This is a genomic window from Cellulosimicrobium sp. I38E, assembly GCF_001647255.1.
GTDB classification, from domain to species: domain Bacteria; phylum Actinomycetota; class Actinomycetes; order Actinomycetales; family Cellulomonadaceae; genus Cellulosimicrobium; species Cellulosimicrobium cellulans_E.
Genome location: NZ_LUAZ01000028.1, coordinates 84,957 through 108,576, shown reverse-complemented (window position 1 = coordinate 108,576; position 23,620 = coordinate 84,957). Strand labels below are relative to the sequence as shown.

At 74.1% G+C, this 23,620-nt stretch carries 20 protein-coding genes and 6 tRNA genes; 21 read left to right on the top strand and 5 right to left on the bottom strand.

Going from position 1 to position 23,620, the window contains the following annotated elements:
- Nucleotides 1-36 precede the first annotated feature (36 nt).
- The 9 genes from A0J59_RS10405 to A0J59_RS10365 all read left to right on the top strand — a co-directional run bounded on the left by A0J59_RS10405 (nt 37) and on the right by A0J59_RS10365 (nt 2,496).
- Nucleotides 37-109 (top strand) — tRNA-Gly (locus tag A0J59_RS10405).
- A gap of 48 nt (nt 110-157) precedes the next feature.
- Nucleotides 158-228, top strand: a tRNA-Cys gene (locus A0J59_RS10400).
- A 20-nt stretch (nt 229-248) separates the two neighbouring features.
- A tRNA-Val gene (locus A0J59_RS10395) sits at nt 249-320 on the top strand.
- A gap of 155 nt (nt 321-475) precedes the next feature.
- Nucleotides 476-548, top strand: a tRNA-Gly gene (locus A0J59_RS10390).
- Nucleotides 549-602: 54 nt separating this feature from the next.
- A tRNA-Cys gene (locus tag A0J59_RS10385) sits at nt 603-673 on the top strand.
- Nucleotides 674-696: 23 nt separating this feature from the next.
- Nucleotides 697-771: transfer RNA gene (locus A0J59_RS10380), tRNA-Val, on the top strand.
- Between the two features lie 58 nt (nt 772-829).
- Entirely contained in the window at nt 830-1,720 is an 891-nt protein-coding gene (locus A0J59_RS10375) for a hypothetical protein (RefSeq protein ID WP_064316043.1), read from the top strand.
- 51 nt (nt 1,721-1,771) lie between these two features.
- Complete coding sequence (locus A0J59_RS10370) at nt 1,772-2,095, top strand: DUF2277 domain-containing protein (RefSeq protein WP_053370911.1); 324 nt, start codon at nt 1,772-1,774, stop codon at nt 2,093-2,095.
- 86 nt (nt 2,096-2,181) lie between these two features.
- Nucleotides 2,182-2,496: a hypothetical protein gene (locus A0J59_RS10365; protein WP_369799764.1), complete on the top strand. Its 315-nt coding sequence runs from the start codon at nt 2,182-2,184 to the stop codon at nt 2,494-2,496.
- A gap of 3 nt (nt 2,497-2,499) precedes the next feature.
- Here A0J59_RS10365 and A0J59_RS10360 read toward each other — a convergent pair whose 3' ends face one another.
- Complete coding sequence (locus A0J59_RS10360) at nt 2,500-2,715, bottom strand: hypothetical protein (RefSeq protein WP_047233847.1); 216 nt, start codon at nt 2,713-2,715, stop codon at nt 2,500-2,502.
- A gap of 207 nt (nt 2,716-2,922) precedes the next feature.
- Between A0J59_RS10360 and glgX the strand changes: the two genes are divergently transcribed.
- From glgX to A0J59_RS22335, 4 genes are all read left to right on the top strand, one after another.
- On the top strand, nt 2,923-5,112 hold the full coding sequence (glgX, locus tag A0J59_RS10355; protein ID WP_064316041.1) for a glycogen debranching protein GlgX: 2,190 nt from the start codon (nt 2,923-2,925) through the stop codon (nt 5,110-5,112).
- Nucleotides 5,109-7,778: a malto-oligosyltrehalose synthase gene (treY, locus tag A0J59_RS10350; protein ID WP_064316040.1), complete on the top strand. Its 2,670-nt coding sequence runs from the start codon at nt 5,109-5,111 to the stop codon at nt 7,776-7,778. Before glgX ends, treY begins: the two co-directional genes overlap by 4 nt.
- Before the next feature lie 68 nt (nt 7,779-7,846).
- Complete coding sequence (treZ, locus tag A0J59_RS22340) at nt 7,847-9,685, top strand: malto-oligosyltrehalose trehalohydrolase (protein ID WP_082918928.1); 1,839 nt, start codon at nt 7,847-7,849, stop codon at nt 9,683-9,685.
- A 14-nt stretch (nt 9,686-9,699) separates the two neighbouring features.
- Nucleotides 9,700-10,644 carry a PPK2 family polyphosphate kinase gene (locus A0J59_RS22335; protein ID WP_082918911.1) on the top strand — a complete coding sequence of 315 codons (945 nt, stop codon included), beginning with the start codon at nt 9,700-9,702 and terminating at the stop codon, nt 10,642-10,644.
- 31 nt (nt 10,645-10,675) lie between these two features.
- On the opposite strand, the gene zapE is transcribed toward A0J59_RS22335, so the two are convergent.
- Nucleotides 10,676-11,716, bottom strand: a complete 1,041-nt coding sequence (gene zapE, locus A0J59_RS10335) for a cell division protein ZapE (protein ID WP_047233844.1) — start codon at nt 11,714-11,716, stop codon at nt 10,676-10,678.
- A 124-nt stretch (nt 11,717-11,840) separates the two neighbouring features.
- Between zapE and A0J59_RS10330 the strand changes: the two genes are divergently transcribed.
- The gene (locus tag A0J59_RS10330) at nt 11,841-12,731 is read left to right on the top strand and encodes a dihydrofolate reductase family protein (RefSeq protein WP_255365136.1); all 891 of its coding nucleotides are present in this window, start codon (nt 11,841-11,843) and stop codon (nt 12,729-12,731) included.
- A 5-nt stretch (nt 12,732-12,736) separates the two neighbouring features.
- Nucleotides 12,737-13,222 (top strand): hypothetical protein, encoded by a 486-nt coding sequence (locus A0J59_RS10325; RefSeq protein WP_047233843.1) that lies wholly within the window; start codon nt 12,737-12,739, stop codon nt 13,220-13,222.
- A gap of 57 nt (nt 13,223-13,279) precedes the next feature.
- Here A0J59_RS10325 and A0J59_RS21820 read toward each other — a convergent pair whose 3' ends face one another.
- On the bottom strand, nt 13,280-14,020 hold the full coding sequence (locus tag A0J59_RS21820; protein WP_047233842.1) for an aspartate/glutamate racemase family protein: 741 nt from the start codon (nt 14,018-14,020) through the stop codon (nt 13,280-13,282).
- A gap of 84 nt (nt 14,021-14,104) precedes the next feature.
- Between A0J59_RS21820 and A0J59_RS21195 the strand changes: the two genes are divergently transcribed.
- Nucleotides 14,105-14,791 (top strand): HAD-IA family hydrolase, encoded by a 687-nt coding sequence (locus A0J59_RS21195; protein ID WP_064316038.1) that lies wholly within the window; start codon nt 14,105-14,107, stop codon nt 14,789-14,791.
- A 48-nt stretch (nt 14,792-14,839) separates the two neighbouring features.
- Nucleotides 14,840-16,072, top strand: coding sequence for an ATP-grasp domain-containing protein (locus A0J59_RS10310; RefSeq protein ID WP_064316037.1), 1,233 nt, complete (start codon nt 14,840-14,842; stop codon nt 16,070-16,072).
- A 44-nt stretch (nt 16,073-16,116) separates the two neighbouring features.
- Here the strand turns inward: A0J59_RS10310 and A0J59_RS10305 are convergent, their stop codons facing one another.
- Both A0J59_RS10305 and gndA read right to left on the bottom strand, forming a co-directional pair.
- Complete coding sequence (locus A0J59_RS10305; RefSeq protein WP_064316036.1) at nt 16,117-17,286, bottom strand: DegT/DnrJ/EryC1/StrS family aminotransferase; 1,170 nt, start codon at nt 17,284-17,286, stop codon at nt 16,117-16,119.
- Nucleotides 17,287-17,485: 199 nt separating this feature from the next.
- Complete coding sequence (gene gndA, locus A0J59_RS10300) at nt 17,486-18,922, bottom strand: NADP-dependent phosphogluconate dehydrogenase (RefSeq protein ID WP_047233839.1); 1,437 nt, start codon at nt 18,920-18,922, stop codon at nt 17,486-17,488.
- 261 nt (nt 18,923-19,183) lie between these two features.
- Between gndA and A0J59_RS10295 the strand changes: the two genes are divergently transcribed.
- The 4 genes from A0J59_RS10295 to A0J59_RS10280 all read left to right on the top strand — a co-directional run bounded on the left by A0J59_RS10295 (nt 19,184) and on the right by A0J59_RS10280 (nt 23,620).
- Nucleotides 19,184-19,807, top strand: coding sequence for a DUF3000 domain-containing protein (locus A0J59_RS10295; RefSeq protein WP_231581887.1), 624 nt, complete (start codon nt 19,184-19,186; stop codon nt 19,805-19,807).
- Nucleotides 19,804-21,078 carry a ribonuclease D gene (locus A0J59_RS10290; protein WP_047233838.1) on the top strand — a complete coding sequence of 425 codons (1,275 nt, stop codon included), beginning with the start codon at nt 19,804-19,806 and terminating at the stop codon, nt 21,076-21,078. The genes A0J59_RS10295 and A0J59_RS10290 overlap by 4 nt, the downstream gene beginning before the upstream one ends.
- Nucleotides 21,079-21,099: 21 nt before the next feature.
- A complete protein-coding gene (locus A0J59_RS10285) occupies nt 21,100-22,143 on the top strand; it encodes a peptidoglycan bridge formation glycyltransferase FemA/FemB family protein (RefSeq protein WP_231581886.1) in 1,044 nt (347 codons plus the stop codon).
- A gap of 193 nt (nt 22,144-22,336) precedes the next feature.
- Nucleotides 22,337-23,620: a thiolase family protein gene (locus A0J59_RS10280; RefSeq protein ID WP_047233837.1), complete on the top strand. Its 1,284-nt coding sequence runs from the start codon at nt 22,337-22,339 to the stop codon at nt 23,618-23,620.

Here is a 23,620-nt window from a genome sequence, read left to right as displayed (position 1 = left end):
GAAGTGATTCCTCGAAGTTCTCACCCGTCCGGCCGCGCGGATGTGGCTCAGTTGGTAGAGCATCACCTTGCCAAGGTGAGGGTCGCGGGTTCGAGTCCCGTCATCCGCTCGGAGGCCCACTCTCCGACCGCTCTCGCGGCGGCGGAGGGCAGGTCGCGGTGGAGTGGCCGAGAGGCGAGGCAGCGGCCTGCAAAGCCGTATACGTGGGTTCGAATCCCATCTCCACCTCGCAGCAGCACCACCCTTCGGGGCGATTGGCGCAGCGGTAGCGCGCTTCCCTGACACGGAAGAGGTCACTGGTTCGATCCCAGTATCGCCCACGAGCACGACGCGAGAGGCCGCCCCGGCACCGTCCGGAGCGGCCTCTCGCGTGCCGACCATCACCCGGACCGGATGCACGGTCCGGACGGGAAGTCGGCTAGTATGTGCTTCGCGCCGGATCACGAAGGCTCTCAGGAGCCCGACGACCGGCCGCGCGGATGTGGCTCAGTTGGTAGAGCATCACCTTGCCAAGGTGAGGGTCGCGGGTTCGAGTCCCGTCATCCGCTCGGAGGCCCACTCTCTGGCCTGCTCTCTCGGGAGCGAGAGGGAGCACGTCTCATGGTGGAGTGGCCGAGAGGCGAGGCAGCGGCCTGCAAAGCCGTATACGTGGGTTCGAATCCCATCTCCACCTCGCATGCAGTGCAGCATCACCCCGGGCGATTGGCGCAGCGGTAGCGCGCTTCCCTGACACGGAAGAGGTCACTGGTTCGATCCCAGTATCGCCCACCAGCACGAAGGCCGTCCCGGGTTCCCCGGGGCGGCCTTCGTCGTCCACTACTCTCGGCCCATGCCCGACCTGAGCCCCGCCCACGACGTGCTGCCGCTCGGCACCGCCCCGCGCCCCACGACCGCCGCCGAGTTCCTCGCCCGGCTGCGCCCCGTCCTGCTCGACGCGCTCGGCCCGACCGTCCAGGGCGCCGAGCGGGCCCGGCTCGACGCCGACCTCGACGGCGCCGACGTCGCGCGGCTCGACGTCGACCTGACCGGGGTGCACGTGCGCGTCGGCGGCTCGTCCCCGAGCACGCCGACGGACACGACGTCGGCCGGTCCCACGACCTCTGACGTCGAGGACGTGCGCTCGCGCGAGGACGCGGTCCTGCGCCGGGTGCGCGTCGACGCCCACCCGCTCGTGGTGGAGGACGTGCCGGTGGACGTCGTCGCCGAGGCCGAGGGTCTGCGGTTCCACTGGGTCGAGGACGCGGCCGGCGGCCTCGGGGTCGAGGGCGTCGAGCCCGACGACGCCGCACCCCTCACCGGCCACGTCCGGGTCGCGGCGCCGCGCGACGCGATCGTCGCGACCGCGCGGCGGCTCGTCGCCACGGAGCTCCAGAACCTCGGCCTCACGCTCGCGTCGCTCGACGTCGAGCTCGAGTCGGCGGGACCCCGCAGCGTCACGCTCCGCGCGTTCGCCCGGGTCCGCAAGGGCATCCTCTCCGCGAGCGTCCGCGCGACGGCCACCGCCGAGGTCGACGCCCAGATGGTGCTCGCCGTCCGGGGCCTCGAGCTGTCGAGCCGCAACCCCGTCGTCGCGGCGCTGCTCGTCGCGGCGCGCGGCGAGCTCGCCAAGGTCGAGGGTCGCCAGGTCGACCTCGTGTCCGACCTCCCCCCGGGCGTCCGCCTCGCGGACGTCCGCGTCGACGTCGGCGAGACGCTCGCCGTCTCGGCACGGTTCGCCTGACGACGCAGGCCGCTCTTGTGGTGCTCCTCGCCCGCACGTAGCGTCGAGGGCATGTGCCGGAACATCACGACCCTGCGCGGCCTCGAGCCCCCCGCCACGGACGAGGAGATCGAGGCGGCGGCTCGCCAGTTCGTCCGGAAGGTGACCGGGATCCAGCGCACGAGCGCCGCGACGCAGGAGCCGTTCGAGCGGGCGGTCGACGAGGTCACGGCCATCGTCGCGCGGCTCCTCGGCGAGCTGCCGGAACGTCGCAACCCGCCGACGACCGTCCCCCCGCTCCGGCGCGAGGAGGTCCGAGCCCGCATCGCGGCGCGCGAGGCCGCCGAGCGCGAGCACGAGCGGGCGCACGCCCTGGGGATCGCCCACACCCACTGAGACGGCCGGCGGGTCCACGGCCCCGTCCGGTCGGAGACGTGCGCTGCGTGCACGGACCCGCGCGTCGCCGTCTAGGCTCGGGCTCTGTGAGTGCCGCACCCGCCCCGACCCCGCCGGAGGCCACGCGCCCCGAACCCGTCAGCGCGAGCATGCGCCGCGCGAAGGCGGACGCTCGCTCCGCGCACGTGACGATCGGGCAGGTCCGTGAGGACGCGGCCGGGCAGGTGAGGATCGACTGCTCGTGCGGCATGTCGCTGACGAACGGTCCGGACTGGACCGTCGACGAGCACATCCGCCTCCATCGCGCCGAGGCGCGCTACCTCGCGCTGAGCGCCGTGGCTCCCGCCGGGATGCCCCGGCTCATCCCGGTCGACGCCGACCGGCTGCCGCGCGTGGACTGACGCTCAGAGCTCGTCGGGGTCGTCCCAGGACGTGCCCGACGACGCGCCGTCGATCGGCCGACGCTCGTTCTCCGAGAGCGACTGCGGGGCCTTGGTCGCGTCCCCACCGGTCAGCACGTCACCGACGGGCTCCCCCTCCTCCTCGCGCCGCGGGGACAGTCGGGCGGAGGCGACGTCGGACTCGTTGAGGTCGTCGCGGTGGTCTGCGTGGGTGCTCATAGGCACGGGTCTACCAGGTCCGTCGCCGCCATGCACGACCGTCCGCGGCGCGGCGCCGCCCGGGCGCCCGACGGTGAGACGGGTGCGCGGCGCACGCCGGATGTCGTGCGTGCTTGGCACACTATTTCATCTGCGTGGTCCCCGTCACTCGGGATCAGGCGCCTCCTGCGACGACAGCGACCCGGGGTGCGTGGAATCCTCAAGGGCATGCAGACCTGGCCAGGCCACCCCTACCCGTTGGGCGCCACCTACGACGGGACGGGGACGAACTTCGCCCTGTTCTCCGAGGTCGCGGAGCGCGTGGAGCTCTGCCTCCTCGGCGACGACGGCACCGAGACGCGCGTCGACCTCGAGGAGGTGGACGCGCACGTCTGGCACGTCTACCTCCCCGGGAAGGGCCCCGGCACGCGCTACGGCTACCGCGTGCACGGCCCTTACGACCCGGCGAACGGCCACCGCTGCAACCCGGCCAAGCTGCTCCTGGACCCGTACGCGAAGGCGATCGAGGGCCGGGTGGACGGCGACGAGTCCCTGTTCTCCTACCGCTTCGCCGACGGCGGGGACGCGGTGCCCGGGGGCGAGGCCGCCGAGGGTGAGGACGCCGAGGACGCGACCGCTCCCCCGCTCAACGACGACGACTCCGCCGGGCACACGATGGTCTCGGTCGTCATCAACCCGTACTTCGACTGGGGGCACGACCGCCCGCCGAACCGGGACTACCACGACAGCGTGGTCTACGAGGCGCACGTCAAGGGCATGACGATGCTCCACCCGGACGTGCCCGACGAGCTGCGCGGCACGTACGCGGGCATGGCGCACCCCTCCGTGATCGAGCACCTCGTGACGCTGGGCGTCACGGCGGTCGAGCTCATGCCGGTGCACCAGTTCGTCAACGACCCCACGCTCGTCGAGAAGGGGCTGTCGAACTACTGGGGCTACAACACCATCGGGTTCTTCGCGCCCCACAACGGCTACGCGGCGTACGGCACGCGCGGGCAGCAGGTCATGGAGTTCAAGACCATGGTCAAGGCGCTGCACGAGGCCGGCATCGAGGTCATTCTCGACGTCGTCTACAACCACACCGCCGAGGGCAACCACCTCGGCCCGACGCTGAGCTTCCGCGGCATCGACAACAAGGCGTACTACCGGCTGGTCGACGGCGACGAGGCGCACTACTTCGACACGACCGGCACGGGCAACTCGCTGCTCATGCGCTCGCCGCACGTGCTCCAGCTCATCATGGACTCGCTGCGCTACTGGGTGACCGAGATGCACGTCGACGGGTTCCGCTTCGACCTCGCGGCCACGCTCGCGCGCCAGTTCCACGAGGTCGACCGCCTCTCGGCGTTCTTCGACATCGTGCAGCAGGACCCGGTCATCTCCCAGGTCAAGCTCATCGCCGAGCCCTGGGACCTCGGCGACGGCGGCTACCAGGTGGGCGGCTTCCCGCCGCTGTGGACCGAGTGGAACGGGCAGTACCGGGACACCGTGCGCGACTTCTGGCGCGGCGAGCCGTCCACCCTGCCCGAGCTCGCGAGCCGGCTCACGGGCTCGTCGGACCTCTACGAGCACAGCGGCCGCAAGCCCATCGCGTCGATCAACTTCGTCACGGCGCACGACGGCTTCACGCTGAACGACCTCGTCTCCTACGACGAGAAGCACAACGAGGCCAACGGCGAGGGCAACAACGACGGCGAGAACCACAACCGGTCGTGGAACTGCGGGGTCGAGGGTCCGACGGACGACCCCGAGGTGCGGGCGCTCCGCGCGCGCCAGCGCCGGAACTTCCTCGCCACGCTGCTGCTCTCCCAGGGCGTGCCGATGCTCGCGCACGGCGACGAGATCGCGCGCACCCAGCACGGCAACAACAACGGCTACTGCCAGGACAACGAGATCACCTGGATGGACTGGGGCGGCGAGGAGGGCCTCGACGACGAGCGGGCCGCGCTCCTCGACTTCGCCCGCCGCGTCGTGTGGCTGCGCCGTGACCACCCCGTGCTGCACCGACGGCGCTTCTTCCTGGGACGCGGCGGTGCGGGTACGGCGGACGACGAGCTGCCCGACATCGAGTGGCTCGACATCACCGGGTCGCGCATGGACCAGCAGGACTGGGACCACGCGTACGCGCGGACCGTCATGGTGTTCCTCAACGGCGACGCCATCCCGGAGCAGGACCGGCGCGGCGAGCCGATCGTCGACGACTCGTTCCTCCTGCTGCTCAACGCCCACTCGGACGCCCTCGAGTTCACCGTGCCGCCCGCGGCGTACGGGGAGGAGTGGGACGTCGTGCTGGACACCGACGGCACGGTGAGCGTCGGCGACGCGCTGCACCCGAGCGACACGGTCTCCGTGACGGGCCGCAGCGTCATCGTCCTGACCCGACCGCCGCTGCGATGACGGCCGCCCTCCCCACCGTCGGCGCGGCCGGCGCGCACGGTGCGCCGCCCCGCGTCCCGGTCTCGACGTACCGGCTGCAGCTCGGCCCCGACCTGACGTTCGACGACGCCGCGCGCCAGGTGCCCTACCTCGCGTCACTCGGGGTCACGCACCTCTACCTCTCCCCCGTGCTCCAGGCCGCGCCCGGCTCGACGCACGGGTACGACGTCGTCGACCACTCGCGCGTCAGCGACGAGCTCGGGGGGCGCGAGGGGCTCGAGCGCCTGGCCGCGAGCGCCCGGGCGGCGGGCCTGGGCATCGTGCTCGACGTCGTGCCGAACCACATGGCCGTCCCGACGCCCGCCTGGCACAACCGTGCGCTGTGGTCGGTCCTGGAGGACGGTGCCGACTCGCCTTACGCCCGGTGGTTCGACGTCGACTGGTCGGCGGGCGAGGGCGCGGTGCTCATGCCGGTCCTCGGCGCGCGCCTGGGCGACGTGCTCGCGGCGGGCGAGATCGCGGTCGACGAGGTCGAGGTCCCCGGGTCGCCGGAGCCCCGGCGTGTGCTCCGGTACTACGACCACGTCTTTCCCGTGCGGGCGGGCACGGAGGACCTGCCGCTCACCGAGCTGGTGGAGCGCCAGCACTACCGCCTCGCGTACTGGCGCGTGGGCGACGAGGAGCTCAACTACCGGCGCTTCTTCGACGTCGGGTCGCTCGTCGCGGTCCGGGTCGAGGACGAGGAGGTGTTCGACGCGACGCACGCGCTCGTGCTCGGCCTCGTCACGGACGGCACGGTCGACGGCCTGCGCATCGACCACCCGGACGGCCTCGCGGACCCGGCGCAGTACCTCCAGCGGCTCGCGGACCGCACGGACGGCGCGTGGGTCGTGGTGGAGAAGATCCTCGCGGGCGAGGAGCAGGTGCCCCCGGACTGGGCGACGGTCGGGACCACGGGCTACGACGTCGCGTGGCGGCTCCAGCAGCTCTTCGTCGACCCGGGCGGCCGGTCGGGCCTCGACGCGGTGATGACGCGCCTCACGGGCGCGGCGCCGGGCGGCCTGGGCGCGCTCGTCGAGGAGGCGAAGCGCGAGGTCGTCGCGGGGCCGCTGTACGCGGAGGTGCACCGGCTGACCGACCTGGCGGCCGCCGTCTGCCACGACGACCCGCGCCTGCGCGACCACACGTGGCGCGGCCTGCACCAGTGCCTGCGCGAGCTGCTCGTCGCGTTCGACCGGTACCGCGCGTACGTCGTCCCGGGCACGCCGCCGCGGCACGAGGCGGTCCGGGCGGTCGAGGAGGCGGCCGAGCGCGCGCGGGCTCGGCTCGACCCGCAGCGCGCGGAGACGCTCGACGTCGTGGTCGACCTCGTGCTGGGCCGGGAGGTGGGGAGCGCGGGCCGGCGCCGGGAGGCGCGGCGCGACGAGCTCGTGGTGCGCTTCCAGCAGGTGTGCGGGGCCGTGACGGCGAAGGGGGTGGAGGACACCGCGTTCTACCGCTGGACGGAGCTCGTGAGCCTGTGCGAGGTGGGGGGCGAGCCGGACCGGTTCAGCCTCGGCGTGCACGACTGGCACGCGTTCGCGCAGCGGTTCGCCGCGCTCACCCCGCACGCCCTCACGGCGGGCTCCACGCACGACACCAAGCGCGGCGAGGACACGCGCGCCGCGCTCGGGGTGCTCTCCGAGGACGCGACGGGTTGGTCACGGCTCGTCGACGAGGTCCGCGCGGCGACCGCGCCCTACCGCGGGGTGCTCGTGGACGGGCTCGCGGAGAACCTCCTGTGGCAGACGGTCGCGGGGACGTGGCTGCCCGACGCGGGCGCCGGGGCCGACCTGGCCGACGTCGCGACCGACGGCACGTCCGTCGCGGCGATCGCGCCCGACCGCCTCGTCGACTACCTGCGCAAGGCGCTCCGCGAGGCCAAGGTCGCGACGTCCTGGACGAGCCCCGACGACGCCTACGAGGAGGCCGTCGCGGACCTCGCGCGGCGCGCGCTCGCCGACCCGGCCGTGACCGGCGCCTTCGCCCGGTGGTCCCGGGAGCACCGCGAGGAGCTGCGCGCCGCGAGCCTCGGGATCACGCTCGTCCGGCTCACGGCGCCCGGCGTCGCGGACGTGTACCAGGGAGCGGAGTCCTACGCGCCGACCCTCGTGGACCCGGACAACCGCCGCCCGGTCGACGTCGAGGCGCTGACGGAGCGGCTCGCGCGGCTCGACGGCGGGGCGCCCGCGCGCACGCTCGCGGACGAGAAGCTGCTCGTCACGGCACGCGCCCTGCGGCTGCGCCGCGCCCTGGCCGACGCGTTCGTGGGCGACGGCGCGGGGTACGCCCCCGTCGCGTCGTCGACGCCGTGCGCGCTCGCGTTCGCGCGCACGACGCCGCGCGGCCCGCGCACGGGCGCCGACGCGGACGCCGCGCCCGTCGCGCGCGTGGTGACCGTCGCGACGCGCCTCGCCGGCACGGTCGACCGGCTCGGCGGGTGGCGCGACCACGTCGTCGCGCTGCCCCAGGGGACGGGGGCGTGGGTCGACGTGCTCACCGGCCGGGAGCACCCGTCCGGCACGGTGCCCGTCGCCGACCTGCTCGCCGACCTCCCGGTCGCGCTCCTCGTCGACCGGGGCGACGCCGTGAGCGCCGCCGTCGCGAGGACGGGCGAGGCGCACGAGCCCGCCAGGGACGCGCCGTGACGACCGACCCGACGACCCCGACGCCCGGCGCCCCCGCTCCCCGCGTCCCCCCGCCCCGCTCGACCCCCATGCTCTCCGTGCCCGGGCCACGACCGCTCGTCTGGGCGCCGACGGCGCGCGGCGTCGAGCTGCTCCTGCCCGAGCCCGGCTCGGGCACGTTCGACGGCGCCGAACGACGACCGCTGCGCCTCGTGGGCGCGCACGTGCCCGGCTGGTGGGGCTACGACCACGAGCTGCCGTGGGGCACGGACTACGGGTACGCGGTCGACGGCGGACCTGGCCGGCCCGACCCCCGCAGCCCGAGGCAGCCCTATGGCGTGCACGGTCCGAGCCGCACGTTCGACTCGGCGTTCGCGTGGACCGACGACGCGTGGGCGGGCCGGGACGTGCGGGGCGAGGTCCTCTACGAGCTGCACGTGGGGACGTTCACGCCGCAGGGCACGCTCGACGCCGCGGCCGACCGGCTCGACCACCTGGTCGACCTGGGCGTCGGCGCGGTCGAGCTCCTGCCGGTCGCGGCGTTCGGCGGCGAGCGCGGCTGGGGCTACGACGGCGTGCACCTGTACGCGGTGCACGAGCCGTACGGCGGTCCCCGCGCGCTCCAGCGGTTCGTGGACGCCGCGCACGCGCGCGGGCTCGCGGTCGTGCTCGACGTCGTCTACAACCACCTCGGCCCGTCGGGGAACTACCTGCCGGAGTTCGGCCCGTACTTCACCGACGCGCACGAGACTCCTTGGGGCTCGGCGGTGAACCTCGACCGCCCGGGCAGCCGCGAGGTGCGCGAGTGGGTCATCGACAACGCCGAACGATGGTTCGTCGAGTTCCACGTCGACGCGCTGCGCCTCGACGCCGTGCACGCGCTCGTCGACGACTCCCCCACGCACCTGCTGGCCGAGCTCGCGCGACGCGTCGACCGGGTCGAGCAGGAGCTCGGGCGACCGCTCACCCTCGTGGCGGAGTCGGACGAGAACGACCCGGCCACGGTCACGGGCGTCGAGCAGGGCGGGCGCGGAATGCGCGCCCAGTGGGCCGACGACGTCCACCACGCCGTGCACGCGCTCCTCACGGGCGAGCGGCAGGGCTACTACGTCGACTTCGGCTCGGTCGCGGTGCTGCGCAAGGCCCTCACGGGCGTGTTCGTGCACGACGGCACGTTCTCCACGTTCCGCGGCCGCACGTGGGGCCACCCGGTGCCCGCGGGGGCCGACGGGCACGCGTTCGTCGTGAGCGCGCAGAACCACGACCAGGTCGGCAACCGCGCGTTCGGGGACCGGACGTCGGCCACGCTCGACGGCGGGGGGCTCGCCGCGGCCGCGGCGCTCGTGCTCGTCTCCCCGTTCACCCCGCTGCTCTTCATGGGCGAGGAGTGGGGCGCGTCCACGCCGTGGCAGTTCTTCACCGACCACGCCGAGCCGGAGCTCGCCGAGGCGGTCCGGCGCGGCCGTGCCGCCGAGTTCGCCGACCACGGGTGGACCGACGGCGCCCCCGTCCCCGACCCGCAGGCGCGGGAGACCCGCGACGCGAGCGTCCTCGACTGGGACGAGCGCGACCGCGGCGAGCACGCGCGGCTGCTCGCCTGGTACCGGGCGCTGGTGGAGTTGCGGTCGCGCCCAGACGTCCGCTCGGGCGACCTCTCGGTCGTGCGGGTGCACGGGCCCGGTGGCGTGGACGACGACGCGTCCGGCGAGGAGCCGTCCGCGGCGTCCGCCCCGCGCGGCGGTCCCGCGTTCGTCGTGGACCGGCGGACGGTCGCGGTCGCGGTCAACCTCGGCGAGGAGCCCCGGCGGCTCCGGCTGGCGCTCGGCGGCACGCCGCGCGTGCTCGCCGCGTGGGACCCGACGACGAGCGTGCACCGGCGCGGCGTCGACCTCCCCGCGCGTTCGGTCGCCGTCCTGGCCTGGGTGTGACTACGCTCACGCCCATGTCGACGACGAAGAAGAAGTCGAAGAAGAAGCACGGCAAGGGCTCGGCGTCCGGCTCCGGTCCCGGCGCAGGGTTGGGCGCGGCGTCGGCGGCGCTCGACGCCGACTGGGAGGTCGCCCCGACCGAGTCGCTGCGCGTGCGCGCCGGGTTCGACCTCGCCTCGTTCGACCGTGGCTCGACCCCGGGCTTCGCGGGCGACAAGGCGGCCGGCCAGGCCCTCGTCGCGCGGCACGCGGACGAGCTCTCCGAGCTCCAGGAGCGCCTGTTCGCCGAGGGCCGGTCGGGCGGCTCGCGCTCGGTGCTGCTCGTGCTCCAGGGGATGGACACCGCGGGCAAGGGCGGCATCGTGCGCCACGTCGTCGGCCTCGTCGACCCGCAGGGCGTCGCGCACCGCTCGTTCGGCGTCCCGACGCCCGAGGAGCGCAAGCACCACTACCTCTGGCGCATCCGCCGCGCGCTGCCCGAGCCCGGGTACATCGGCGTCTTCGACCGTTCCCACTACGAGGACGTGCTGGTCGCACGCGTCGACGGTCTCGTGGCGCCCGACGTCTGGGAGGCGCGGTACGACGAGATCAACCGGTTCGAGGAGAAGGTCGTGGCGTCCGGGACCACGATCGTCAAGGTCGCGCTGCTCGTCTCCTACGAGGAGCAGCGCGCGCGGCTCATGGAGCGCCTCGAGCGACCGGACAAGTTCTGGAAGTACAACCCGAACGACGTCGACTCGCGCCAGAAGTGGCCCGCGTACCAGGAGGCGTACCAGGCCGTCCTCGACCGGACGAGCACCGAGGCCGCGCCCTGGCACGTGGTCCCGGCCGACCGCAAGTGGTTCGCGCGCCTCGCGGTGAGCGAGCTGCTCCTCGACGCGCTGCGTCGCCTCGATCTCGGCTGGCCGCCGGCCGACTTCGACATCGAGGTCGAGAAGAAGCGCCTCGCCGCGACGTGAGCCGCGGCACCGTGCTCGCTCGTGCCCGGCGTCAGGCCGACGCGCGCGCGACCGCGCGACCGTCCTCGGCGAGCGCGCCGAGGCGGGAGAGCGCGCGGTAGTACTTCTTGCGGTACCCGCCCCGCAGCATCTCCTCGGTGAAGAGGCTCCGCTCGCCGGTGTACCCGTCGGACCCGGCGAGCAGCACGGGCACGTCGCGGTCGTAGAGGCGGTCGACGAGGACCACGAGGCGCAGCGCGGCCGACTGCTCGGTCACGGTGTGCGCGCCGGTGAGCGCGACGACCTCGACGCCGTCGAGCAGGGCACGGTAGCGGCTCGGGTGCACCTGGGAGAGGTGCCCGAGCAGGTCGTCGAACGCGTCCAGCGTGGCTCCGGGCCGGCCGGTGACCGCGGCCCGCACGGCGTCCTCGGGGAGCGGGGCGGAGTCGGTGACGACCGCACGGTGGCGGTAGTCCTCGCCGTCGACGCGCAGCACCTCGAACCGGGCCGCGAGCGCCTGGATCTCGCGCAGGAAGTCCTCGGCCGCGAAGCGGCCCTCGCCGAGCGCCTCGGGCAGCGTGTTCGACGTCGCCGCGAGCGCGACGCCACGGTCGGCGAGCTCGCGCAGGAGGCGCGACATGAGGACGGTGTCGCCCGGGTCGTCGAGCTCGAACTCGTCGATGCACACGAGCTTCTTCGTGGCGAGCGCGTCCACGGTCGCCTGGAAGCCGAGCGCGCCCACGAGGTTCGTGTACTCGACGAAGGTGCCGTAAGCGCTCACGTCGAGGCCCACGGCGTGCGCGAGGGACGTGAGGAGGTGGGTCTTGCCGACGCCGAACCCGCCGTCCATGTACACCGCGGGCGCGGTCTGCTTGCGAGGGCCGAAGAGCCCCTTGCGCGCGGGCTTCACGACGGCCGCCGCGACCTCCTCGAGCCGGGCGACGGTGCGCGCCTGGCTCGGGTACGCGGGGTTCGCGCGGTAGGTCGAGAAGCGGGCGTCGGCGAAGTGCCGGGGCGGCAGGAGGTCGGCCAGGAGCCGTGCGGGCGGGACGGACGGGCGGACGTCGGCGAGGGCGCGCGCACGTCCGGGCACGGCGGGAGCCGCGTCGGAGGCCGACGCGCGGGCGGTGCCGGGGAGAGCTGCCGGGGCTGAGGCGCCACCGGCGACGGGCGCAGTCACGAGGATCCAGCCTACGCCTGCGGCTAGCCTGGCCGCTGTGACCTCCACCACGGCACCCTCCGACGAGCCCGCTGCGGCGTCCACCGAGCCGCCCGCGGGACGCACGGACCTCCCCCTGCTCGACGTGCTCCTGCCCGCCGCGGAGCACCTGCCCCCCGACCCGCGCGAGGAGCGCCTCGCGACCCTCTACGCGTACGGGCCGCCGTCGCGCGCCGCCCACGTGGTGCGCGCCAACATGGTCGCGAGCGTCGACGGCGCGGCGTGGGGCCCGGACCACCGCTCGGGGTCCATCAACGACGACGCGGACTGGCGGGTCTTCCGGGTCCTGCGCGCGCTCGCCGACGTCGTGCTCGTCGGCGCGGGGACCGCCCGCGCCGAGGGCTACACCGCGCTCGACCGGCCGCGCGGCCTGCGGCACCTGCACGACGCCCCGCTCGAGCTCGCGATCGTGACCCGGACGGGTCGCGTGCCCGAGGCGCTCACGCACGGTCACCGCCCGCCGTACGTGCTCACCGGACCTGCCGGGGCCGCCACGGCGAGGGGCGACGTGCCCGCGGACCGGGTGCTCGTCGTCGGGCACGACGCCGCGGGCGCGCAGGACGAGCACGAGCCGGGCGCCGGCGTCGACCTCGCCGCGGGGCTCGCCGCGCTCGCCGACCGCGGCCTGGCCCGCGTGCTCACCGAGGGCGGGCCGAACCTCCTGGGCGACCTGCTCGCGGCGGACCTCGTCGACGAGCTGTGCGTCACCACGACCCCGACCGTCGTCGGGCGCGGTCCCGGCCGCATCGTGGCCGGGGCGGTGCGGTCCGGCACGACGGCGCTCCCGCCCCGGGGCGCGCGCCTCGCCCACCTGCTGCACAGCCCCGAGGACCGGCCGGGCTCCCCCGCCGGTACGACCGCCGCGCGCTGGCTCCTGCCGATAGGCTGACCCGCGTGACCGACACGATCCTCGTCCTGACCGAAGACACGCTGAACCCGGCCGACGTGCAGCACATCCTGTCGCTGCACGAGGACGAGCAGCTCGCCTACCGGGTCCTCGTGCCCGCGGACACGGAGCGCAACGTGATCTCCGGGATCATCGACCACCTGAGCGTGGGCGAGCTCAAGGAGGCGTGGGACGAGGTCCTGGGGCGCGAGCCCTCGCCCGTCCAGGCGACGGTGACGGCGGGCGAGCAGCTCGAGCGCAGCGTCGCCGAGCTGCGCGCGGCGGGCCGCGAGGCCGACGGCGCGGTCGTCGACGACGACCCGCTGCCCGCGCTGCACAAGGCCGTCGCCGCGGACGGCGTGCGCGAGATCGTCGTGGTGACCTACCCGCACGCCGTCGAGGACACGTTCCACACCGACTGGGCGTCCCGCGCGCGCGAGGAGCTCCACGTCCCGGTGCTGCACCTGTACTCGGGCACGAGCGAGCTCGGCTGACCCGGCGTCGAGCTTCTCTGCCGACGTAGAGGCCCGGTCCGTCGAGGTAGAGGCCGGTCAGGCCCCGCGGACGCGGTGCCCCGCGCGGCGGATGGTCGCGCGGGCGAGCTGGTCGGTCGAGTCGAGGTAGAGCGGGTCGGCGAGCAGGTCGTGGTCGACCGCAACGACCGACAGCTCCGTGCAGCCCAGCACGATCACCTGGGCGCCCCGCTCGACGAGCCGCCCCGCGACGGCGCGGAACGTCTCGATGTCGACGGGCCGGCCCGCCTTGACCTGCTCGTAGATGATCTGCGACACGAGGGCCTGGTCGGCGTCGTCCGGGACGAGCGCGTCGACGCCGTGACGGGCAAACGCGTCCTGGTAGACGCCCGACGCCGCGGTGCCCGCCGTCGCGAGCAGCCCCACCGCGCGCAGGTCCGCGACCCGTGACCGGGCCGCGTCGACCGTCGTGTCGATGATGGACACGAACGGGACGCTGATCGCGTCGAGCACCTGCTGGGTGAAGTAGTGCGCCGTGTTGCACGGCATGACGAGGAAGTCCGCCCCGAAGCGCTCGAGCCGCTCCGCGTCGCGCGCGAGCACCGGACCCGGGTCGGCGTCCGAGCGGCCGAGGATGAACGCCGTGCGGTCGGGGATCGTCGCGTGGTTGAGCACGACGGCGTCCACGTGGTCCTGGTCGCGCTCCGCCTCCGTGAGCTCGACGAGGAGCTGGAGGAAGTACGCCGTGGCGAGGGGCCCGACACCTCCGAGCACTCCGACGAGGGGCTGGGCGTGGTCCTGGTCCGGTCGCGACGTCACTCGTGGATCCTACGGCGGCCCGCCCCGCCCGCCGCCACGGCCACAGGTCCCGGCCCGACGACCCCCGCCGCTAGGGTGGCGGCCATGACCGTGCGCCACGTCCTGTTCGACGCCGACGGCGTGCTCCAGCACATCCCTGACGGCTGGTACGCGGCCGTCGCGCAGTACCTGGGCGACCGTGCGCACGACTTCGTCCGGGAGACGTGGAGCGAGGACCTGCCCATGCTCGTGGGCGAGGGCGACTACCTCCCCGTGCTGGCCGCCGGGCTCGAGCGGTACGGCGTGGCGGTGCCGGCGGAGGACGTGTACCGCGCGATCTGGTTCGACGCGCTCGAGGTCGTGGACGCGTCGTTCGACCTCGTGCGGGCGCTGCGCGCGAGCGGCTACGGCGTGCACCTCGGCACCAACCAGGAGCGCCGGCGCGTGCCGTTCATGCGTCACACGCTCGGGTATGACGCCGAGTTCGACACGAGCTGGTACTCGTGCGAGCTCGGGATCGCCAAGCCGGACCCGCGGTTCTTCCTCGAGGCCGCGCGGCGCATCGGCACGGACCCGGGCGACGTGCTCTTCGTCGACGACACCGCGCGCAACGTCGAGGGCGCGCGCGCCGCCGGCATGGTCGGGGTGCACTGGGACGTCTCGCGGGGCCACGACGAGCTCGTGCGCGTGCTCGCCGGGCACGGCGTCGTCGTCCGCGCCGGTCAGGACCGCGCGGGTGAGGCCGTCGCGGGCGAGGGGGTCGGCCCGGGCGCGGCCGTACCCGGCCCGTAGGATGGCGGACGCCCGCCGACCACACAGAGAAACGGACGACTTTTCGCGATGACGTACGGCAACGCCGAGTTCCTCCCCATCGTCCTGGGGACCAACCTCAACACCTACAACATCGCGAGGTCGTTGCACGAGGCGTACGGCGTCCGCACGCTGGCCCTGGGCCGCTTCCCCCTGCGCGAGACGGCGGACTCCCGCATCGTCGACGTGCGCACCTACCGCGACTTCGACGACCCCGAGCGCATCGTCGCGGTCCTGCGCGAGCTGGCCCAGGAGTTCCCGGGCCGCAAGCGCCTGCTCATCGCGAACATCGAGTTCTACACGAACGTCGTGATCGCGCACCGCGCCGAGCTCGAGGACCTCTACCTCATCCCGCTCGTGGGCCAGGAGCTGGCGGCGCGGCTCATGAACAAGACCGACTTCTACCGCACCTGCGCGGAGCTGGGCGTGCCGCACCCGGAGACGGTGATCGCCACGGCGGCGCACGTCGACGCCCCGGGCTTCGGGGAGGACCTGCCGTTCCCGTACCCCCTCATCCTCAAGCCGTCGGACACGGACACGTACCCGCGCCTGCAGTTCGAGGGCAAGAAGAAGGTCTACCTCGTGCAGGACGCGGCCGAGCTGCGCGACGTCGCGCGCCGCATCTACGCCGCGGGCTACACGGACGACCTCATCGTGCAGGAGTACCTCGCGGGCGACGAGTCGGTCATGCGCGTGGTCAACACGTACTCCGACCGGCACGGCCGGCTGCGGTTCCTGTCCGCCGCCCAGATCGTGCTCGGCGAGTACGACCCGAAGCTCGTGGGCAACTACAACGCCGTCGTGACGATGAAGGACGACAAGCTCACCGAGTCGATCCGGCACCTGCTCGACAGCCTCGGCTACGTCGGTGCCGCGAACCTCGACGTCATGTACGACCGCCGCACCGGCACGAGCAAGATCCTCGAGGTCAACCTGCGCCAGGGCGCGGCGAGCTTCTACACGATGGCCGCGGGCGGCAACCTCGCGCGTTGCTACGTCGAGGACCTGGTGCACGGGCGCGAGCTGGCCGAGCAGGTCACGTCGGAGGCCCGGCTGTGGGTCAACGTGCCCTACCCGGTCGTCCGCGCGCTCGTGCCGGTGTCGCTGCGCCACCGCGTGAAGAAGGCCCGCAAGCACGGGGTCTGGCACACGCTGCGCTACGCGCCCGACAGGAGCCTGCGCCGCCGGGTCGACGTGTGGCGCGTCGACCTGCGCCACACGCTCGACTACGTGAAGTTCGCTCGCTCGCGACCGTCGGCATGACCCCGGGCAGTGCTGCGCCGACAGGGATCGCCTGATCGAGGGTCTCAGGCGCCCAGCGCGGACCGCACCGCCTCGACGATCCGGCGCGCCGTCGCGACCTCGACCGTGGTCGGCAGGTTGACGACGCGCGCCACGAGGTCCTCGGTCGTCGCGAGCGCCGGGTCTCCCGGCGTGTACCCGTAGACCGTCGGGTCGTCCGGGCCGGGGAACAGCGCCGGCCGGTACCACTTGCCGACGTAGAACCCGGCCGCCGTGAGCTCCCGCACGAGCCGGTCGGCGGTCGCGGCGTCGGGCGCGAAGAAGGGGAACCGGACCAGCGGCGCGCGCTCGCCGATCCCGGCGGGCACCTCGACGACGTCGGACAGCCCGCGCACGTACTCCGCGACCGTGTCGGCACGGCGCGCCTCGACGTCGCCGCTCGACCGCAGCGCGTCGACCATCCGGCCGGTGACCCACGACGACGGCCGCTGCGGCGGGTGCGCGAGGCCGCCCCGGTTCTCGACGGGGGCGATCGCCGGCTCGTACGCGCCGACGGCGGTGAGCGCGCCGCGCACCTTCCCCGCCGCCCCGCCAGGGAGCCGGTTGAGCACGCGCACCTGCGTCCGGAAGCTGCGCGCGGCGAGGTCGAGCCGTGCGCCCACGACCGGCAGCGCGTCGAGCGCGGAGACGATCGCGGCGCGCAGCCCCGGCTCGAGCGCGGGGTTCACCCATACGGCGCCGCCGAACCGCGTCGGGAGCATCTTCTCCACCCCGAACGAGTGGAACGAGACGTCCGCGACCGGCGACCCGTCGGCGTCCCGCGCGAGGCGCGTCACGCAGTGCGCGCTGTCCTCGACGAGCAGCGCACCGACGGAGCGCGCGGCGGCGCGCAGCCGGAGCGCGGTCGCGTCGTCGACGATGCCGAACGTGTTCTGGAGCACGACGGCGCGCGTGGCCGGCCCGACGACGAGCCGCTCGGGGTCGATCGCGACGGTCGCCGGGGAGACCTCGGCGTAGACGGGCCGCAGCCCGGCGACGAGGACGGGGTCGACCGCCGTCGAGCACGTGAACACCTGCGTGACGACGTCGCCCGTCCCGCGCGCCTCCGCGAGGGCGCGGAACACGACCTCCATCCCGTAGCGGGCCTTGAAGACGAGGAACCAGTCGGCCGGGTCCGTGCCCGTCCGGTCGGCGAGCATCCTCGTCGCGGTCGCGTCCTGCGGGTGGCGGCTCATCGTTCTCCGTGTCGTCCGACGTCAGGGGTGGGGCCGACGCAGCGTCCGGCCGGGTCTAGCCTGCCACGTCGGAGGCGCGTGCGGCCCGGGCCGCACGCGCGCCGTCGTCCCGGGCCAGGCCCGGAGAGGCCGGACGCGCCGACGGCGGCCGCCGCGCCGGAGCGCGACGACCGCCGTCGGGTCGTGCGGTGGTGAGCCGTCAGGCGTCGGACTCGGTCCGGTCGCCCGACCACTCGGTGTGGAACGTGCCCGCCTTGTCGACGCGGCGGTAGGTGTGCGCGCCGAAGAAGTCGCGCTGCGCCTGGATCAGCGCAGCGGGCAGACGCTCGGCCCGGACGCCGTCGTAGTAGGCGAGCGACGACGAGAACGCGGGCGTCGGCACCCCGTTGAGGGCGGCCTGCGCGACGACGCGACGCCACGCCGCGAGGCCGTTGCCCACCGCGCCGGTGAAGTACTCGTCGGCGAGGAGCAGCGGGAGCTGCGCGTCGCGCTCGTACGCCTCGGTGATGCGGTTGAGGAAGCGAGCGCGGATGATGCAGCCGCCGCGCCAGATGCGCGCCATGGCTCCGCGGTCGATGTCCCAGCCGAACTCGGCGGACGCCGCGGCGATCTGGTCGAAGCCCTGCGAGTACGCGACCACCTTCGACGCGTAGAGCGCGAGGCGCACGTCCTCGACGAACGCGTCGCGGTCCTGCACGTCCCACGCCGCGGCGTCGGCGGGCAGCGCGGCGCGGCCCGCCTCGCGCTGCGGGACCGACCCCGACAGCGCGCGGGCGAACGTCGCCTCGGCGATGCCGGTGATCGGCACGCCCAGGTCGAGGCCGTTCTGCACCGTCCAGCGGCCGGTGCCCTTCTGCTCCGCCTGGTCGAGCACGACGTCGACGAACGCCTTGCCGGTCTCCGCGTCCACGTGCTGGAGCACGTCCGCGGTGATCTCGATGAGGAACGACTCGAGGTCGCCCGTGTTCCACTCCTCGAAGATCTTCCCGATCTCCGCGGCGGACGCGCCGAGCCCCTGCTTGAGCAGGTCGTACGCCTCGGCGATGAGCTGCATGTCGGCGTACTCGATGCCGTTGTGCACCATCTTGACGAAGTGGCCGGCGCCGTCGGGCCCGACGTAGGTGCAGCACGGCACGCCGTCGACCTTCGCCGAGATGTCCTCGAGGATCGGGCCGAGGCTCTGGTAGGACTCGCGCGTGCCTCCGGGCATGATCGACGGGCCGTTGAGCGCGCCCTCCTCGCCGCCCGAGACGCCGGTGCCCACGAAGTGCAGGCCCTGGGCCGCGAGCGCCTTCTCCCGGCGGATCGTGTCGGGGAAGTGCGCGTTGCCGGCGTCGACGACGATGTCGCCCTCCTCCAGCAGCGGCACGAGCTCGTCGATGACGGCGTCCGTCGCCGCGCCGGCCTTGACCATGATGACGACCTTGCGCGGGCGCTCGAGCGACGCGACGAAGTCGGCCATCGACTCGGACGGGACGAAGTCGCCCTCGCTGCCCGCCTCGGCGATCAGGGACTCGGTCTTGGCGTACGAGCGGTTGTGCACCGCGACCGTGTAGCCGTGCCGGGCGAAGTTCCGGGCCAGGTTGCGACCCATGACGGCGAGTCCGGTCACACCGATCTGTGCGCGTGCTGACATCTGCTTCCCTGCTCCTCGAGGGTCGGTCCCGGCGCACGACGGCCGCGCGGGGAGGGCGCGGAACCGGACCGGGCCGGGCGGGAGCGCGGCCGGGTGCACCGGTGATGGATACCCCGCCAGCCTAGTCCTCGTGCGCCGCACCGCTCCCGAGCGGCCACGATCCGGTCACCGGAAGCGTTCTTGACGAAGTCGGGATCACGATTCGATGACACCCGCGCGGCGCGCGTCCGGTTCGTCCGGTCGGCTCGTAGTGTGCCGAGGGTGATCACCGCTCACGGGACCGACGCTCCCCCGGAGTTCCGTGCCGTCCTCGACGCCCTCGGCGCGCGGCGGCTGCGACCCGAGGTGACGCTGCGCGAGGTCCCCGCCCCCCGCCGGATCGCGCCGTGGTCGGTCGCGCTCACGGGCGAGGTGGAGGCCGCGCGCTCCGAGGACCCCGACCTCGCGTCGGGCCGGTTCATCGTGCTCCACGACCCCGACGGCCAGGAGGCGTGGCAGGGCACCTTCCGTGTGGTGACCATGGTGCGCGCGACGCTCGAGCCGGAGATGGCGTCGGAGGAGATGCTCGCCGAGGTCGCGTGGACATGGCTCGAGGACGCGCTCCACGACACGGGCGCCGCCGTGCGAGCGGAGGGCGGCACGGTGACGCGCGTCCTGTCGCAGAGCTTCGGCGCGCTCGCCGGGAAGCACAACGACGTGGAGCTGGAGATGCGCGCGTCGTGGACGCCGGTGCCCGCAGGGGGCGCCGGTGCGGCGGACCTCGGAGACCACCTCGCGGCGTGGGCGCAGCTGTTGTGCACGGCCGCCGGGCTGCCTCCCCTGCCCGACGGCGTGACACCCCTCGGTGCTCGGCCCCCCGCGCGACGCAATACCGTGAACCCATGAGCTCGACCGCAGCACCCGCACCCCCGCCGCTCGACCCGACCCCCGCGGCCGGCACGCACCAGACCGTCGTCACGCCGCTCACCGAGCCGTCCGACGGGCTCGGCCGCGTCGTCGACACCCCGGCGGCCTTCGCCCGCATCGTCGACGCGTTCGCCGCCGCGAGCGGCCCGGTCGCCGCCGACGCGGAGCGTGCGTCGGGCTACCGCTACGGTCAGCGCACCTACCTCGTCCAGGTGCGCCGCGAGGGCGCGGGGACGGCGCTCGTCGACCCGGTCGCGGTGCCCGACCTGTCGCCGCTGCGCGAGGCGGTCGGCGACGCCGAGTGGGTCCTGCACGCCGCGTCGCAGGACCTGCCGGGCCTCGCCGAGCACGGCGTGGTCCCGGCGAGCGTGTTCGACACCGAGCTCGCGGCGCGGCTGCTCGGCATGGAGCGCGTCGGCCTCGCCGCCGTCGTCGCCGAGGTGCTCGGCCTGGGCCTCGCGAAGGAGCACTCGGCCGTCGACTGGTCGACCCGCCCGCTCCCGGACGACTGGCTGCGGTACGCCGCGCTCGACGTCGAGGTGCTCGTCCCGCTGCGCCGGGCCCTCGGCGAGCGGCTCGAGGAGGCGGGCAAGGCCGGCTGGGCGGCGGAGGAGTTCGAGGCGGTGCGCACCGCCGGACCGCCGGCACCGCGCCCCGAGCCGTGGCGGCGCACGTCCGGCACGCACACGCTGCGCGACCCCCGTCGCCTGGCGGTCGTGCGGAGCCTGTGGGAGGCCCGCGACGCGACCGCGCGCGCGCGGGACATCGCGCCCGGCCGCGTGCTGCCCGACCGCGCGATCGTCGCCGCTGCCGAGGCGCTGCCCCGCACGGCCGGCCAGCTCGTCGAGCTCCCCCCGTTCGCGGGCAAGGGCACGCGCCGCCGGGCGGCGTACTGGCAGCGCGCGATCGACGCCGCGCTCGCGCTGCCCGCGAGCGCCCTCCCCACGACACGGGGGCCGCGCACGGACGCCCCGCCGCCGCCGCGCGCGTGGGCCGACCGCGACCCCGGCGCCGCGGCCCGCCTCGAAGCGGCGCGCGGCGTCGTGCAGGGGATCTCGGAACGGTTCGCGCTCCCGGTGGAGAACGTGCTCCAGCCCGACGCGCTGCGGCGCCTGTGCTGGACGCCGCCGGACCCGCTCGATGCGGCGGGGATCGCCGCGTTCCTGCACGGGCGCGGCGCGCGCGACTGGCAGGTGGCGCTCGTCGCCGAGCCCCTCGCGCAGGCGTTCGCGAGCATCGGGCGGGCGTAGCGAGCGGGTAGGGTCGTCCGCGTGCACGACGCGAACCTGACGATCCGGACAGTCACCGACCGCGCCTCCTGGGACGCCCGGGTGAACGAGCTCGGCGGCCACCCCCTCCAGCTCTGGGGCTGGGGCGAGGTCAAGGCCACGGGAGCGTGGACCCCGCACCGCGTGGAGGCGGTGGACGCCGACGGCCGCGTCCGCGGCCTGGCCCAGGTGCTCGTGCGCTCGCTCCCGGCGCAGTTCAAGGCGCTGTGCCACGTGCCCCGCGGGCCCGTGATCGCGCCGGCGGGAGACGGCTGGGGCGCCGGCCCGGGCGTGGGCGACGACGCGACGCGCGACGCCGTGACCCGTGCGGTCGTCGCGTGGTGCAAGACGACGGTGGGCGGCGTGGGCGTCACGATCGAGCCCGACTGGCCGGTCGGGACGCACCTCGCGCTGCCCGACGCCCGCCCCGCGGCGAACCCGATCCTCTACCCGGTGACGCTGATCCTCGACCTCACGAAGTCCGAGGACGAGCTGACGAAGGCCATGGGCAAGTCGACGCGGTACGACATCCGCAAGGCGGCGCGCACCGGGCTCGAGGTGCGCCGCGTGACGGACGAGGCCGACGTGCGCCAGGTGCTCGACGTCTACCACGAGACCGCCGAGCGCGCGGGCTTCGCGCTGCACGACGACGAGTACTACCTCGCGATCCACCGCGAGCTCGGCGAGCACTCGGTGCTCGTCGCCGCGTTCTCCGAGGGCGCGCCGGTGTCGTTCGTGTGGTGCGTGTCGTCGGCGACGACGTCGTTCGAGCTCTACGGCGGCATCAACGACGCGGGGCGCAAGCTGCGCGCGAACGCGCCGGTGAAGTGGCACGCGATCACGCTCGCGCAGCAGGCGGGGCTGGTCCGGTACGACATGAACGGGCTGCTCAACGACGGGATCAGCGAGTTCAAGCGCAGCTTCGCCCAGCACGACGACGAGCTCGTGCACAGCGTCGACGTGCCGTTCTCGATGTGGTACTCCGCGTGGAACAAGGGCCTGCCGACCGCGAAGAAGGTCGTGCGCAAGCTCCGCGGGAGCCGCTGACCGGAGCTCGCCGCTTTCCACCACCACTCCGAGAGACCCGGTATCGCAGGATGCGATACCGGGTCTCTTCATGTCGTAGCATCGGTCTCGTGCTTTACCGATACTCGCGGTAGCGTGTATCGCACGTACGACCCCCGAGCGGTGCCGCTCCCGGACACCGCCGTCCCGACCATCTGCATCGGATGGAGATGCCATGACCGTGGCCAACGAGGCCCCCTCTCCCACCTCGGCACCCACCCAGGCCGCGCGCCGCCGCCCCGTGCGCGACGTCGTCTTCGTCGAGGGCGTGCGCAGCCCGTTCGGCAAGGCGCGCCCCGACGGGATCTACGCGGAGACCCGCGCGGACGACCTCGCCGTGAAGACGATCCGCGAGCTGCTGCGCCGCCGCCCCGAGCTGCCCGCCGAGCGCATCGACGAGCTCGCGCTCGCCGCGACCACGCAGACCGGAGACCAGGGCCTCACCCTCGGCCGCAGCGTCGCCGTCCTCGCCGGGCTCCCCAAGTCGGTGCCCGGCTTCGCGATCGACCGCATGTGCGCGGGCGCGATGACGGCGGTCACGACCACCGCGGCGAACGTCGCCGTGGGCGCGCAGGACGTCGTCGTCGCGGGCGGCGTCGAGCACATGGGCCACCACCCCATGGGCGAGGGGTCGGACCCGAACCCGCGGTTCGTCGCCGAGCGCCTCGTCGACTCCTCCGCGCTCGTCATGGGCGCGACGGCCGAGAACCTGCACGACCGGTACCCGCACCTCACCAAGGAGCGCGCCGACGCGTACGCCGTCGCGAGCCAGGCCAAGTACGCGAAGGCCCTCGCGAACGGGGACATCTCCCCCGACCTCGTGCCGGTCGCGACCCGGTCGACCGAGCTCGGGTGGGGCCTGGCCACGGCCGACGAGCTGCCCCGCCCCGGCACCACGGTCGACTCGATCCGCGACCTCAAGACCCCGTTCCGCCCCGGCGGGAAGGTCACCGCGGGCAACGCCTCGCCGCTGACCGACGGCGCGACGGCGTGCCTGCTCGCCGCGGGCGACGTCGCCGAGGAGCTCGGCCTGCCGGCGCGCATGCGCCTCGTCGCCTACGCGTACGCGGGCGTCGACCCCGAGGTCATGGGCATCGGGCCGGTCCCCGCGACCGAGCGCGCGCTCGCGTCCGCGGGCCTGACGATCGACGACATCGGCCTGTTCGAGATCAACGAGGCGTTCGCGGTCCAGGTGCTCGCGTTCCTCGACCACTTCGGCATCGCGGACGACGACGAGCGCGTCAACCAGTACGGCGGCGCCATCGCCATGGGCCACCCGCTCGCGTCGTCGGGCGTGCGCCTCATGACGCAGCTCGCGCGCCAGTTCGAGCAGCACCCCGAGGTGCGCTACGGCCTGACGACCATGTGCGTCGGGCTCGGCATGGGCGGAACCGTGATCTGGGAGAACCCGCACCACGCCGACTACTCCGGCCACACCTTCGAGACCGCGGAGAACTGA

What these genes read in the sequence shown, in the direction of transcription:
- A0J59_RS10375 (WP_064316043.1), top strand. Translation starts at nt 830, where the DNA reads ATGCCCGACCTGAGCCCCGCCCACGACGTGCTGCCGCTCGGCACCGCC.
- A0J59_RS10370 (WP_053370911.1), top strand. Translation starts at nt 1,772, where the DNA reads ATGTGCCGGAACATCACGACCCTGCGCGGCCTCGAGCCCCCCGCCACG.
- A0J59_RS10360 (WP_047233847.1), bottom strand. Translation starts at nt 2,715, where the DNA reads ATGAGCACCCACGCAGACCACCGCGACGACCTCAACGAGTCCGACGTC.
- glgX (WP_064316041.1), top strand. Translation starts at nt 2,923, where the DNA reads ATGCAGACCTGGCCAGGCCACCCCTACCCGTTGGGCGCCACCTACGAC.
- treY (WP_064316040.1), top strand. Translation starts at nt 5,109, where the DNA reads ATGACGGCCGCCCTCCCCACCGTCGGCGCGGCCGGCGCGCACGGTGCG.
- treZ (WP_082918928.1), top strand. Translation starts at nt 7,847, where the DNA reads ATGCTCTCCGTGCCCGGGCCACGACCGCTCGTCTGGGCGCCGACGGCG.
- A0J59_RS22335 (WP_082918911.1), top strand. Translation starts at nt 9,700, where the DNA reads ATGTCGACGACGAAGAAGAAGTCGAAGAAGAAGCACGGCAAGGGCTCG.
- A0J59_RS21195 (WP_064316038.1), top strand. Translation starts at nt 14,105, where the DNA reads ATGACCGTGCGCCACGTCCTGTTCGACGCCGACGGCGTGCTCCAGCAC.
- A0J59_RS10310 (WP_064316037.1), top strand. Translation starts at nt 14,840, where the DNA reads ATGACGTACGGCAACGCCGAGTTCCTCCCCATCGTCCTGGGGACCAAC.
- A0J59_RS10305 (WP_064316036.1), bottom strand. Translation starts at nt 17,286, where the DNA reads ATGAGCCGCCACCCGCAGGACGCGACCGCGACGAGGATGCTCGCCGAC.
- gndA (WP_047233839.1), bottom strand. Translation starts at nt 18,922, where the DNA reads ATGTCAGCACGCGCACAGATCGGTGTGACCGGACTCGCCGTCATGGGT.
- A0J59_RS10290 (WP_047233838.1), top strand. Translation starts at nt 19,804, where the DNA reads ATGAGCTCGACCGCAGCACCCGCACCCCCGCCGCTCGACCCGACCCCC.
- A0J59_RS10280 (WP_047233837.1), top strand. Translation starts at nt 22,337, where the DNA reads ATGACCGTGGCCAACGAGGCCCCCTCTCCCACCTCGGCACCCACCCAG.